This is a genomic window from Pseudomonas sp., from assembly GCF_030150285.1.
Classification (GTDB): domain Bacteria; phylum Pseudomonadota; class Gammaproteobacteria; order Pseudomonadales; family Pseudomonadaceae; genus Aquipseudomonas.
In genome coordinates, this window is record NZ_JASLGE010000033.1 from 20,120 (window position 1) to 32,922 (window position 12,803).

General features: G+C 58.8%; 11 protein-coding genes. 5 read left to right on the forward strand and 6 right to left on the reverse strand.

Going from position 1 to position 12,803, the window contains the following annotated elements; all coding sequences use genetic code 11:
* Nucleotides 1-154: 154 nt before the first annotated feature.
* Nucleotides 155-1,087, reverse strand: a complete 933-nt coding sequence (locus Q1W15_RS07605; protein ID WP_300725767.1) for a LysR family transcriptional regulator — start codon at nucleotides 1,085-1,087, stop codon at nucleotides 155-157.
* 220 nt (nucleotides 1,088-1,307) lie between these two features.
* Here Q1W15_RS07605 and Q1W15_RS07610 point away from each other — a divergent pair, with 220 nt between their 5' ends.
* From Q1W15_RS07610 to Q1W15_RS07630, 5 genes are all read left to right on the forward strand, one after another.
* Nucleotides 1,308-2,819, forward strand: coding sequence for an efflux transporter outer membrane subunit (locus Q1W15_RS07610; protein WP_300725769.1), 1,512 nt, complete (start codon nucleotides 1,308-1,310; stop codon nucleotides 2,817-2,819).
* A gap of 58 nt (nucleotides 2,820-2,877) precedes the next feature.
* Nucleotides 2,878-5,064: an FUSC family protein gene (locus tag Q1W15_RS07615; RefSeq protein ID WP_300725772.1), complete on the forward strand. Its 2,187-nt coding sequence runs from the start codon at nucleotides 2,878-2,880 to the stop codon at nucleotides 5,062-5,064.
* A complete protein-coding gene (locus Q1W15_RS07620) occupies nucleotides 5,054-5,254 on the forward strand; it encodes a DUF1656 domain-containing protein (protein ID WP_016781859.1) in 201 nt (66 codons plus the stop codon). The genes Q1W15_RS07615 and Q1W15_RS07620 overlap by 11 nt, the downstream gene beginning before the upstream one ends.
* A gap of 10 nt (nucleotides 5,255-5,264) precedes the next feature.
* Entirely contained in the window at nucleotides 5,265-6,128 is an 864-nt protein-coding gene (locus tag Q1W15_RS07625; RefSeq protein WP_300725777.1) for an HlyD family secretion protein, read from the forward strand.
* 97 nt (nucleotides 6,129-6,225) lie between these two features.
* Nucleotides 6,226-8,997 carry an RHS repeat domain-containing protein gene (locus Q1W15_RS07630; protein ID WP_300725782.1) on the forward strand — a complete coding sequence of 924 codons (2,772 nt, stop codon included), beginning with the start codon at nucleotides 6,226-6,228 and terminating at the stop codon, nucleotides 8,995-8,997.
* Between the two features lie 27 nt (nucleotides 8,998-9,024).
* On the opposite strand, the gene Q1W15_RS07635 is transcribed toward Q1W15_RS07630, so the two are convergent.
* The 5 genes from Q1W15_RS07635 to yaaA all read right to left on the reverse strand — a co-directional run bounded on the left by Q1W15_RS07635 (nucleotide 9,025) and on the right by yaaA (nucleotide 12,666).
* Nucleotides 9,025-9,294, reverse strand: a complete 270-nt coding sequence (locus tag Q1W15_RS07635; RefSeq protein WP_300725785.1) for a hypothetical protein — start codon at nucleotides 9,292-9,294, stop codon at nucleotides 9,025-9,027.
* 53 nt (nucleotides 9,295-9,347) lie between these two features.
* Nucleotides 9,348-10,172 (reverse strand): SDR family oxidoreductase, encoded by an 825-nt coding sequence (locus tag Q1W15_RS07640; RefSeq protein WP_300725788.1) that lies wholly within the window; start codon nucleotides 10,170-10,172, stop codon nucleotides 9,348-9,350.
* Nucleotides 10,173-10,191: 19 nt separating this feature from the next.
* Entirely contained in the window at nucleotides 10,192-10,656 is a 465-nt protein-coding gene (locus tag Q1W15_RS07645; RefSeq protein ID WP_300725790.1) for a multidrug transporter, read from the reverse strand.
* 85 nt (nucleotides 10,657-10,741) lie between these two features.
* Nucleotides 10,742-11,572: an SDR family oxidoreductase gene (locus Q1W15_RS07650; RefSeq protein WP_300725792.1), complete on the reverse strand. Its 831-nt coding sequence runs from the start codon at nucleotides 11,570-11,572 to the stop codon at nucleotides 10,742-10,744.
* 314 nt (nucleotides 11,573-11,886) lie between these two features.
* Entirely contained in the window at nucleotides 11,887-12,666 is a 780-nt protein-coding gene (gene yaaA, locus Q1W15_RS07655; RefSeq protein ID WP_300725794.1) for a peroxide stress protein YaaA, read from the reverse strand.
* Nucleotides 12,667-12,803: the final 137 nt, after the last annotated feature.

Consider the following 12,803-nt stretch of genomic DNA (forward strand, 5'->3'; position numbering starts at 1 on the left):
TTCGGTACGAAATGGATTTGCGCGTGGTGATGCGGCGTTGAACACAGGCTCGCAATGCTCATTTACTTTATCCGCATCACTGCACACTCAACCGTTGCGCCAACGGCTACGAAGCGCTAACGCTGTAGCCGCAGGGTGATAGTCAGAAGGCTCTTCAGCTATACGACGCCAATTCGACCTGGTGCTCCGCCAATAACCCCGGCAGCGAGCCGCGCAGGTATTCGACCCAAGTCTTGATTTTCGCATCCAGGTACTGGCGCGAAGGGTAGATGGCGTACAGGTTCAGTTCTTGCGAGCGGTACTGGGGCAGCATGCGCACCAGCGTGCCGTTGCGCAGGCCGTCAATGGCCGCGTACACGGGCAACAGGCCTACGCCCATGCCGCTGGTGATCGCGGTTTTCATGGCGTCGGCCGAGTTCACTAAAAAGGGCGAGGAGTTGATAAGTACCATTTCCTGGCCTTGCGGGCCTTCGAATACCCACTTGTCCAGGGCAATCACCGGGCTTACCAGGCGCAGGCAGGCATGGTTGAGCAGGTCGTTGGGGGTGGTGGCGGTGCCGTTGGCTTTCACGTAACCGGGCGAGGCGCACACGATGCTGTATGTAATGCCCAGGCGTTGGGACACAAAACCCGAGTCCGGCAGTTCGCTGGCCAGCACTATGGACACGTCGTACCCCTCGTTGAGCAAGTCCGGTACGCGGTTGGCCAGGGTCAGATCAAAGGTCACGTCGGGGTGAGTTTTGCGGTAGTGGGCGATGGCGTCGATCACAAAGTGCTGACCGATGCCCGTCATGGTGTGCACTTTGAGTTGGCCGGCCGGGCGCGAATGGGCGTCGCTGGCTTCGGCTTCGGCTTCCTCGACATAGGCCAGGATTTGTTCACAGCGCAGCAAATAGCGCTTGCCGGCTTCGGTCAGGGCAATGCGGCGGGTTGTACGGTTTAGCAGTCGGGTTTGCAGATGGGCCTCCAGGTTGGAGACCGCGCGCGAGACGTTGGCCGTGGTGGTGTCCAGTTGGGCGGCGGCTGCAGTGAAACTGCCGGCTTCGGCCACGCAACTGAAGGCGCGCATATTTTGCAAAGTGTCCATGAAGTGCTCTCAAGGGGCGGTGTAGGGGACAGCAAGATAAAAACAGCAGCAAATTGTGACACGAAGTTTCAGGTATTGCAGGTCGGTCATGCATTCGACCAAGGGATTATCCCAAGAACGGTAATAAAGATTCACAGTTATGCCAGCTTATCGCTGCACCTGCCAAGTCATAGACTTCTGTGCTTCAAGCCTCCTCCATCTTTGACGGGAATTTGCAGCAGTGTCGCGTCGCATCAGCAGAGAGCTCAAAGCCCTCAGTGTTCTGGCTTTATCGTTAGCATTAAATGGCTGTATCGGTTTCGGTGGCATCGGCCCCCAAAGCCAGATGCTGGCTGCCAATACGCTGGTCACCGACGAGGCGATTCAAAGCGCCGCACACGACGCAAACTGGCCCAAGGCCCAATGGTGGCACGCTTACGGTGACCCGCAACTGGATGCCTGGGTCAGCCTTGCCGTACAGGGTAGCCCAACAATGGCCATGGCCGCGGCACGGGTGCGTCAGGCCAAAGCGATGGCGGGTGTGGCTGAGTCGGCCGAGTCGCTGCACATCAATGGCAATTCAAGCCTTAAGCGCCACAACTGGCCGTCCGATCAGTTCTATGGGCCGGGTGCGCTGGACAGTGCCAACACGTGGGACAACAACGCAGCCTTGGGCTTCAGTTTTGCCCTCGACCTGTGGGGCCGCGAAAGCAATGCCACCGAGCAGGCAGTGGACAGGGCGCACATGAGCGTTGCAGAAGGCCGCCAGGCCCTGCTCGAATTGCAGAACAACGTGATTCGCACCTATATCCAGTTGTCGTTGCACTACGCCCAACTCGATATTGTCGAGTCGACCCTGCACCAACAGGAACAAATCCTCGACCTGGCGCAAAAGCGTTTGGGCGGTGGTATCGGTACGCACTTTGAAGTCAGCCAGGCGCAGGCACCGCTGCCGGAAATTCACCGCCAGATCGACGCGATGGAAGAAGAAATCGCGCTGACCCGCAACCAGTTGGCGGCACTGGCCGGTAAAGGGCCGGGTGAGGGCGCACGTCTTAAGCGGCCAACGCTGGCGCTGAGCACCGCGCTCAAGCTGCCGTCCAGCTTGCCGGCCGAACTGTTGGGCCAACGCCCTGACGTGGTTGCCAGCCGTTGGGAGGTTGCCGCACAGGCCCGTGGCATTGATGTCGCGCATGCCAATTTTTACCCCAATGTCGACTTGGTCGGCAGCATCGGCTTTATGGCCACAGGTGGCACCGCGTTGGGTTTTTTGACCGCCCAGAAAATGAACTACAACGTCGGCCCGGCCATTTCGCTGCCCATCTTTGATGGCGGCCGTCTGCGTTCCGAGTTAGGCGTGGCCTCCAGTGGCTATGACTTGGCGGTGGCCAAGTACAACCAGACATTGATTACGGCGCTCAAGGGCATTTCCGACCAGTTGATCAAGCGCGAATCCATGGACAAGCAGCAAGTGTTCGCCGCTGAGTCGGTTGACGCGGCGCAGAAGACCTACGACATCGCCATGATCGCTTATCAACGCGGCCTCACCGATTACCTCGACGTGCTCAACGCCCAGACCCTGCTGTTCAAGCAACAACAGGTTCAGCAGCAGGTCCAGGCTGCTCGACTGAGTGCCCATGCCGAACTGGTGACGGCTTTGGGCGGTGGCCTGGGGGCTGGCGATGACGTGCCCAAGGACGACCGCTACCAGCCGAATAAACCGCCAGCGGTGATGGCGCTGTTTGATCACTGACCAGCGCCCGATTCTGATGACGTTCAACCCCCTGATGGCTAATTTTGAGAGCCTGTAGATGAACCATTTGTCCGCCCCGGTACGCTGGCTGTATTCGCTGGAATGGCGTCGGGGCTTTTTTGACTGGGCACGCAGCGATGGCGTGACCTGGGTGCATATCTTCAAGGTGCTGGTGGCCGCGTTTCTGACCTTGTGGCTGGCCATGCGCCTTGAACTGCCGCAACCGCGCACCGCCATGATCACCGTGTTTATCGTGATGCAACCGCAGAGCGGCCAGGTGTTCGCCAAAAGCTTCTACCGCTTTTTGGGCACGCTGACCGGCTCGGCGGTGATGGTGGCGCTGATTGCGCTGTTTGCGCAAAACACCGTGCTGTTCCTGGGGGCCATGGCGATCTGGGTGGGCATTTGCTCGGCCGGTGCTGCCCGTTGCCGTAACTTCCGGGCCTACGGTTTTGTGCTGGCCGGTTATACCGCCGCCATGGTTGGCTTGCCCGCGCTGGCTCATCCGGATGGTGCCTTTATGGCGGCCGTGTGGCGGGTGCTGGAAATCTCGCTGGGCATTTTGTGCGCCACGGTGGTCAGCGCGGCCATTCTGCCCAAGACCGCAGGTGCCGCCATGCACAACGCCCTGTATCAGCGCTTTGGGGTGTTTGCCGGCTTTGTTGCCCAAGGCTTGCGCGGTCAGTCGACCCAGGAAGCCTACGAGGCCAGCAATGTGCGCTTTATTGGCGAGAGTGTGGGGCTTGAAGGCATGCGCAGTGTGACGGTGTTCGAAGACCCGCACATGCGTCGGCGCAGTGGTCGCCTGAGCCGCCTTAACAGCGAGTTCATGGCCATCACCACGCGCTTTAACGCCCTGCACCAATTGCTCGCCCGCTTGCGCAGCCGTGGCGTGGTGCAAGTGGTGTCGGCCATTGAGCCGGAGCTGGAACTGCTGGCGCAACTGCTCGACACCTACACCGCCCGCTCGTTGACCGACAAAGACGCCGCCGTATTGGCTGACCAACTGCTGGCGTTCAGGGCCGGCTTGCCGGAACACGTGCGCTCCTTGCGGGTCAAGTTCCTGGAAACGCAGCCCAGCGCTTCGGACTTCCTGGACTTCAACACCGCCTACGAACTGTTGTATCGCTTTGTTGATGACATGCACAGCTACGCGCTGACCCACGCCTCACTGGCCGACCATACCCATGAACGCGAGCGCTGGGACCAGCCCTTTATCTCGCAAACCAGTTGGTGGTCGGCAGCCGCTTCGGGCCTGCGGGCGTCGTTTATTCTGGCCGTGCTCGGCACTTACTGGGTGATGACCGCCTGGCCCAGCGGCGCGATGATGACCCTGATTGCGGCGGCCACGGTGGGGTTGTCAGCGGCCACGCCAAACCCCAAGCGCATGGCGTTTCAGATGGCTTGCGGCACGTTCTTGGGCGCGTTGATTGGCTTTGTTGAAATGTTCTTCGTGCTGCCGCGCATCGACGGCTTCCCACTGCTGTGCCTGGTGCTGGCTCCTGTGATTGTGCTCGGCTCGTTCCTCACCTCTCGGGCTAACTACGCCGGGGTAGGGCTGGGCTTGCTGATCTTTTTCAGCACCGGCTCGGTGCCCGACAACCTGACGATCTACAACCCTTACCAGTTCATCAACGACTACATCGCGATGGTCATCGGCATGCTGGTGTGTGCCGCTGCTGGGGCAATCATTTTGCCACCCAACAGCCGCTGGTTGTGGAGCCGTCTGGAACAAAACCTGCGCGAGCAAGTGGTGTACGCCATCAGCGGCAAGTTGCGGGGGTTGAGCTCGAGCCTTGAAAGCCGTACCCGTGACCTGATGCATCAGGCGTATGGCCTGGCGGCTGGCAAGCCAGAGGTGCAGCGCACCTTGCTGCGCTGGATGTTTGTGGTGCTGGAAGTGGGCCACGCGATTATCGAATTGCGAAAAGAGCAGGAACTGCTGCCGGTTCACCCGGCGTATGCCGAGTCTCAGCCTTGGCGCCAAGCCATCCGGGTGATGGGCCGCGCACTGGTGCGTCTGTTCTTGTCCCCCAGCGAAAGCAACCTGGAGCGTGCGCTGATTGCCGTCGACCACGCCATCAGCCGGGTTCAGTCCACCGACGAACCGTTTGCCCGCAACTTCGACACCTCGGCGCTGGTCCGGGTGCAAAGCTACCTGCACTTTATCCGTACCTCACTGCTTGACCCGCAATCGCCGCTGTCGGCCTATGGCCAACCGCAAGGACCTGAACATGCCTCGTGAAATCGCTTTCCACGGCGTCTACATGCCCACCATGACCCTGATGTTTTTTATCGCGGCCGGCTTGGCTTGGGGCTTTGACCGACTGTTTTCCGGTTACGACCTGTACCGCTTCTTCTGGCACCCGGCGCTGCTGCGCCTGAGCCTGTTTGCCTGTCTTTTTGGCGCCATGGCGCTGACTGTTTACCGTTGAGAGCACACCGATGAAAAAGTTCTTCAGCTTGCTTGCCACCTTGCTGGTCCTGGCCCTTGCGATAGGGATTGGCCGCACGCTTTGGGAGCATTACATGAATACCCCGTGGACCCGTGATGGGCGGGTACGGGCCGATATCATCAACGTGGCCGCTGACGTTAACGGGTACGTGGTCAATGTGCCGGTCAAGGACAACCAGTTGGTGAAAAAGGGCGATGTGCTGTTGGAAATCGACCCTGAACACTACGACATTGCGGTGAAACAGGCGCAGTCGCTGGTGGCTTCCCGCAAGGCCACCTGGGAGATGCGCAAGGTGAATGCCCGTCGCCGGGCCGATATGGACAACTTGGTGATCTCCCGTGAGAACCGCGATGATGCCAGCAACATTGCCGACTCGGCCTTGGCTGATTACCAGCATGCTCAGGCCCAGTTGGACGCGGCCTTGCTGAACCTCAAACGCACTAAAGTACTGGCCACTGTCGACGGTTACGTGACCAACCTCAACGTGCACCGAGGCGACTATGCCCGGGTCGGCGAGCCGAAAATGGCCGTGGTCGATAAAGACTCGTTCTGGGTATACGGTTTCTTCGAAGAAACCAAGCTGCCGCATATCCGTGTGGGCGACAAAGCCGACTTGCAAATGATGAGCGGCGAAGTGCTCAAAGGACACGTAGAAAGTATCGCCCGCGGTATCTACGACCGTGATAACCCCGAGAGCCGCGAGATGGTGGCCGACGTCAACCCCACGTTCAACTGGGTGCGCCTGGCCCAGCGCGTACCGGTGCGTATCCACATTGACGAAATCCCGGACGGTTTCCTGCTGGCGGCCGGTACCACCTGCACAGTGATTGTGGAGCAGCCCCCAGAACGGTGACGCCCCTCGGTCTGGCGTGACGCCTGTCATTTCTGACAGTAGCCACGCCAATTTTTTACGCCTTTACTCCCATCAAGCACTTGTCTGAGTCTTGGTGATGCCTTCCCTACACCGTCATACTCCTACCTTGAGTGTGCTTGACGCGCGCGGCTTGCAGGTCCGTTCTGTTGCCTGGTGCCGTTCAGCGCCTGATGCCCCGGCAGAGGCACGCGTTCATCGCGCCCGTTTTGACGCGGCAGGCCATGAGGTCGCGCAATGGGACCCGCGCTTGTGGGCGCGCAAGCAATATGATCCCGCGACCCCGGCCAACCTTCAGAACCTCTATACCTTGTCTGGCGCGGTGCTGAGCACTGCCAGTGTCGATGCGGGGTGGCGGATCAGTTTGCTGGGCGATGCCGGGCACTTGATGCAGAGCTGGGACGGGCGGGGCAGTGAGCAACGAAACCACTACGACGCGTTACTGCGGCCCACGGCGTTGTTTGCAAAGGCGTTGAATAGCGACACATTGACCTGTATTTCCCGTTATAGCTACGGTTCAGTTGACGCCGATTCAGCGTTGAACAACCAGTGTGGCCGGTTGATCCGTCACGATGATCTGGCGGGTACCCGGCATTTTCCGGCGTTCGGTTTACTGGGCGGGGTACTTGAGCAGCAACAGTGCTTTCTGAAAGCGCTTGGCCCTGTCAATTGGCCTGAGAACATACCCGAGCGCAATGATTTGCTTGAGCCGCAGGGGTACAGCAGCCGCTCGACGTTTAATGCAGTGGGCGAAACCAGTGAGCAGGCCGATGCCCAGCGCAATGTGCAACGGTTCACCCAGACTATTGATGGGCAATTGCACGAATTGCGCTTGTTGCAGGCCAATATACCCACCGCCAAGGTGCTCGTCAGTCAGATTCAGCACAACGCCCACGGTCAGATCACGGCGCAAACGGCGGGTAATGGCGTGGTCAGCGCGTTCGAGTATTGCCCTCGGGACGGTCGGCTGATGCGTTTGCACGCGGGCGCGTTGCAAGACCTGAATTATATCTATGACCCGGTAGGCAATATCGTGAGCCTTGAGGACAAGGCGCAGGTCGCTCGCCACTTTGCGGGCCAACGTATCGACCCGATCAACCGCTACACCTACGACAGTCTGTACCAACTAATACACGCCACAGGCTGGGAGTCGGGCAGCGCCAATCAAGGCCCGGCCCACCTCCCGGACCCGCAGGCCGTCGCGAATTACCAGCAGACTTATCGCTACGACGCGGGCGGTAATTTGCTTGAGCTGACCCATCTGGGCCCGCAAAACCACAGTCGCCTGTTGGTGGCGGATGAGTGCAGCAACCGCTGTTTACCGGTCAAGGGCAGTCGACGGCCTGTTGCTGACGGATTTGATGAGAACGGCAACCTGCTGGCGCTGGACAACGGCCGATCACTGACCTGGGACCTGCACAACCAGCTCACACACGTTCGGCCTGTGCAGCGTGAGGGGGCAGAAGATGATAGCGAGCATTACGTTTACGGCGCGGAGGGCATGCGCCTGCGCAAAATTCGCATCAGTCAAACCAATGCCCGCACTGTGATCAGCGAAACCCGTTACCTACCAGGGTTGGAGCTGCGGACCAACGCCACGGGGGAAACGGTGCAGGTCATCACTGCCCAGGCCGGGCGCAACACCGTGCAGGTGCTGCATGGGTCGAGCAGGCCGTCCAAGGGGGTGGTCAACGACCTCTGCCGCTACACCTTGGCTGACCATTTGGGTTCCTGCAGTGTCGAGCTGGACAGTGATGCTCAGATAATTAGCCGCCAGACCTACCACCCGTTCGGCACAACGGCGTTCAGCGATATGGGTAACGCTAGTCAAACGACTTTTCGAACCCTGCAGTATTCGGGCAAGGAGCTGGATGCAACGGGGCTTTATTACTATGGTCGGCGTTATTACATGCCGTGGTTACAGCGATGGGTGAATACGGATCCGGCCGGGGGGGTGGACGGTTTGAACCTTTTTGCGATGGTGGGAAACAATCCGATCAAGTTTGTGGACACCCAGGGCTTGATTAAAACAGATCCAGAAGAATCGGTAGACATCGCTGAGTTTGAAGCGGCGGGTACGCGTCGTTCAGCAGACATCGTAAACGCAGGCACTGCGCTTAAGCACTATCCAAAGATGTCAGTCGCCAAGCTGAAAAAAGTCCAGGAAGAGGATTACAAAATTAACCCGGACAATCGTTTGAGCAAAAAAACGGTTGCTACGCTAAATGCTCATGCGTTCGCCATTATTCCTACTGTAGGGACGATGGTGATGAACCACTTCAATCTTGAGGCACCAAAGGGAGGCCCGATTAATTATCGTGGCGTGGACCCTGACTACACGAGCGTAGAGTTTAAGGAAGAGCACTATTTGGGTTTTGGCTCCTACAGAATTTCCTCCATCAGCGACTATTTGCAACATCTCAGTGCTGACTACAGCGCCGCGCTCAGTGATCCTGTTCATAAACGAGCTCTTACAGTTCAAGACTTGGAGAATAACCCGCTCTTTTCCAGGTCGGTTATTCAGTCTGATGAACTTCAAAGCCCCGTAAAGGAATGGGTGAGCAAACACATAGAGAGCAGTGATGGCGTGATTCCTGTGCGCGCTGGCGGCCCGGGTGCGCATGCAGAAGTGAGAGTGCTGAACACGATTGTAGGGTTGTACCCCAATAACGCGGAGCGAATGCTGGCAGATACTCAGTTGTACACACATCGACTCCCGCCTAATGGCGATTCATGGGATTTTGTAGGGTGTTACAACTGCACAGGTGTTATTCCAGCCGAGGTCAATGTGCGTACGGGGCGAAGCCAACAAAGCTATGCCAGCTTTAATCAGGCAGTGAGGCGGCAGTGAAACGGGGGGCAACGGTCACCCCTCCCTTTACGCGTTGCAAAACGTCTCATGCAAATGCCGCCACAGAATCTTGCCGTTGGCGTCGGTTTCAAATACGGCGGTGGCGCGTCGGTCGGTGCGGCTGCCGTTGTGTTCCTCCTGCAGTTCGCGGTAACTGACGACTGCACGGCCTGCGGAGTGGGCGATGCCGGTAAATTCGCTGAGGGTAATGACCAGATCGGGGCGGCCACCGCGCAAGGGTTCAAACAAGGCCTCCAGGCCGTCGAGATCCAGCACCTTGCCCGTCGGTGTAATCATTGAGGACTAGGCGAACAGTGCGTCAGCAAGTGCTGCACGTGTGGGAATGGTTACTATGCTGGCGTGTTGAGCCCAAAACGCTTCATCAGGATTTTTTGCAGCAAGGCGCGGGGCACCAGTGCCGCCAGCAGCGGCAGGGCGCGGCTGCCATTACCATAGCGCAGCAAGGCCGGCGGGCGGTTTTTTTGGCTGGCCTTGAAGATGGCGTCAACCAAAGCCCGCACGGGTGTCGGGTGGTCTTGCGAGGCCTTGGCGCGGGCACGAATACCGTCGCGCATCGGCCACCACGGTGAGTCCTGTGCAATCAATTGCTCGGCCTGGGCGCTGGCGTTCTGCGCGAAGTGGGTGTCGATGGCACCCGGCTGCACTTCCAGCACGCGAACGCCGAAGGGCGCGAGTTCCATGCGCAGCGCTTCGCTCAAGGCGTGCACGGCGGCCTTCGAGGCGCAGTAGGCCCCGGCAAACGGTGTAACCAGCACCCCGGACACGCTGCCGATAGTGATGACCAGGCCACGGTTGCGACGCAGCGGCTCGAACACGGCCCGGGTCACGCCGACCACCGAGAACACATTGGTCCTGAATTGCTGCTCCAGGCCTTCGACACCGCCATCAAGCACTGGCCCCATCGCGCCATAGCCTGCGTTGTTGATCAATACATCCAGCCCCTTGCCATGCTGCTTGATGCGGGCGCTGAGTTGGTCTACTTCCAGGCTGTCGTTGACGTCCAACTGCACCGCCGTAAAGCCCGCGGCCCTTAGCGCGGCTACATCGGCGGGTTTGCGGGCGGTGGCCCAGACTTCGTACCCGGCCTGCTGGTAGGTATCGGCCAATGCACGGCCAATGCCACTGGAACAGCCGGTAATCAAAACAAATGGCATCAGGTCATCCTTGCGTGGGTCAGTTGGCGAAGTGGCCTTGTAGACGTTCGGCCCTGAATTCGAGGCTATGTGGCCGGTAACCGGCGCGAATTGAAGGTAATGGCAAGCAGTCCTGCCACTCGGCCGCGCTTTGCAGCTCTCCCGGGCCGCGATAATGCGGGGCGGTGTAGGCCGTGTCGGCGAGGTTAACGGTATCGCCAGGTGCGTAGGCCGCCACGCGCCAACTGAGTTCGGTCAGCGGTACGTCGTTGCCATTGCGCAACGTCAAATGCAGCGGCCGGTCAGCCGGGCATTGGTCGGGGGCATACGCAAGGCGCAGTTCCAGGCGCGCCAATTGTTGCGCTTCACGGTGGTCTTGCCAGACCACGACCGCAGTGACGATAGCCAGCCCGATCAGGGCGGCCATCGACACCGGCAAGGCTTTGGCCGGGTAGCGCAGCAACAGGATGAGCCAGGTGATGATCAGTAAAGCGCCGATAATCATGACGTTGGCCTCACAGAGAATGAGCAGTCATCCTACTCGATAAACGGCCAGCATCCATCGCAAGTATTCTCTTGATGGGGTTGGTTTAGAGCGTGTGTGTGGGCTTTAAGCCAAAACGCCGCATCAGGATTTTCTGCCGCATGCCAGTAGGCAGCCAAAAAGCCAGAAACGGCATGAGTCGGCTGCTTTTTCCATAACGCAACAGCGCCGGCGGCTTGGTTTTTTGCGCAGCTCTGAGTACGGCTTCGGCCAGTTGTTTGGCCGCAGTGGGATTCGTGCGCGAGAAGTTGGTTCTTTGCCGAATGGCCTCACGCATGGGCCACCAAGGGGATTGCTCGTTAATCAACAGTTCGACCTGGTCGATGGCATTTTTGGCAAATGAAGAGGCGATGGCTCCAGGCTGCACCTCCATGACACGAATGCCAAAGGGCGCGAGTTCCATGCGTAGCACGTCGCTGAGTGCATGAACCGCCGCTTTCGAGGCGCAATAGGCACCGGCAAACGGGGTGGCCAGCACCCCGGACACACTGCCGATGTTGATCACCAGCCCGTTGTTGCGGCGCAGGTGCGAGAGCAGGGCGCGGGTAACCCCGACCACGGATGAAACATTGGTCTCAAACTGACGTTGCAGGTTCACGGCTCCTGCTTCAAGTACCGGCCCCATGACGCCATAACCAGCATTATTAATCAGTACGTCCAGTCCACCGCCTTCGTGTGTCAGGCGCTCAAAAAGGTGCATCAATTGCGTCGGGTCATTTACATCCAGTTGTACGGCGTTAAACCCTTCTATTGCCAATTGCGCCACATCTTCAGGTTTGCGTGCACTGGCCCAAACGTCATGGCCTGCCGCCCTGAAAGTGTTAGCCAGAGCGCGGCCAATGCCACTGGAACAACCGGTAATCAAAACACGAGGCATCAGAATATCCTTTGTGGAAAAGCTGCCTTGCAAGCGCTGCGCCCGTATTTAGAGGGTGCGCGCACGATAACCGGCGCGCAAGGGCGGCACGGGAAACATTCAGCCCTATCGCCTGGCGTAAACAGTCGCGATGGTCTGGGTCAGGTGCGGTAGAGAGGTTATCGGCGGGGTGGACAGTATCGTCTGGTCCGTAGGCTGCGATACGCGAAGCCTGCTCTATGATCGATAGGTCATTGCATCGCGTAGCGTAAGAAGAAGGGCACGGCACAAGGGCCTTTGCCGAGGACGCACGGGCGTGCACCCTCGGTGACTATTTACTCGGGGGCGTGGTCGCGCAGGAAAACCAGCAGATCAGGCTTGGATTGTTCGGCACTGTAGCGATAACCCTGCGCGTCGAACTGCTTGAGGTGTTCTGGGGTGTTGATGCGTTCCTTGATCACAAAACGGCTCATCATGCCGCGTGCTTTCTTGGCGTAAAAACTGATGATTTTATGCTGGCCGTTTTTCAGGTCCTTGAATTCGGTGTTGATGATGCGCGCATTCAAGGCGGTTTTCTTGACGGCTGAAAAGTACTCGTTGGAGGCCAGGTTTAACAGCACATCATCACCTTGCTCGGCCAGCGCTTGGTTAAGCCACTCGCTGATGCGCGTACCCCAGAACGCGTACAAGTCTTTACCGCGAGCGTTGGCCAGCTTGGTGCCCATTTCCAAGCGGTACGGCATCATCAGGTCGAGCGGGCGCAGCAAGCCATACAGCCCGGAGAGCATGCGCAGATGGTTTTGCGCGTAATCAAAGTCGTCTTCACTGAAATCGACGGCATTCAGGCCGGTGTACACATCGCCCTTGAAGGCCAGCAGCGCCTGTTTGGCGTTCTCGGGGGTAAAAGTGGGGATCCAACTGCCAAAGCGCGCGGCATTGAGCCCCGAAAGCTTGTCGGACAGGTGCATCAATTCGCCAATTTGTTGCGGGCTCAGCTCACGCAGGCACTCGATCAACGCTTGAGAATGGTCCAGGTACTGCGGTTGAGTGAAACGCGCAGTGGCAGGCGGGGTTTCGTAATCGAGTGTCTTGGCGGGTGAAATCACCATCAGCATGAGGTCGTCTCCTGTAAGCGTGGGAAGGATTCTAGGGGCTTGGGCGATTTGACTCCACCTATCAGCGCAATAGCCCATCGGTGGGGCGGTGCGCGCGTGCCGATGGTGGCAACGGTGAGGTTATAGTACTGGCCAGT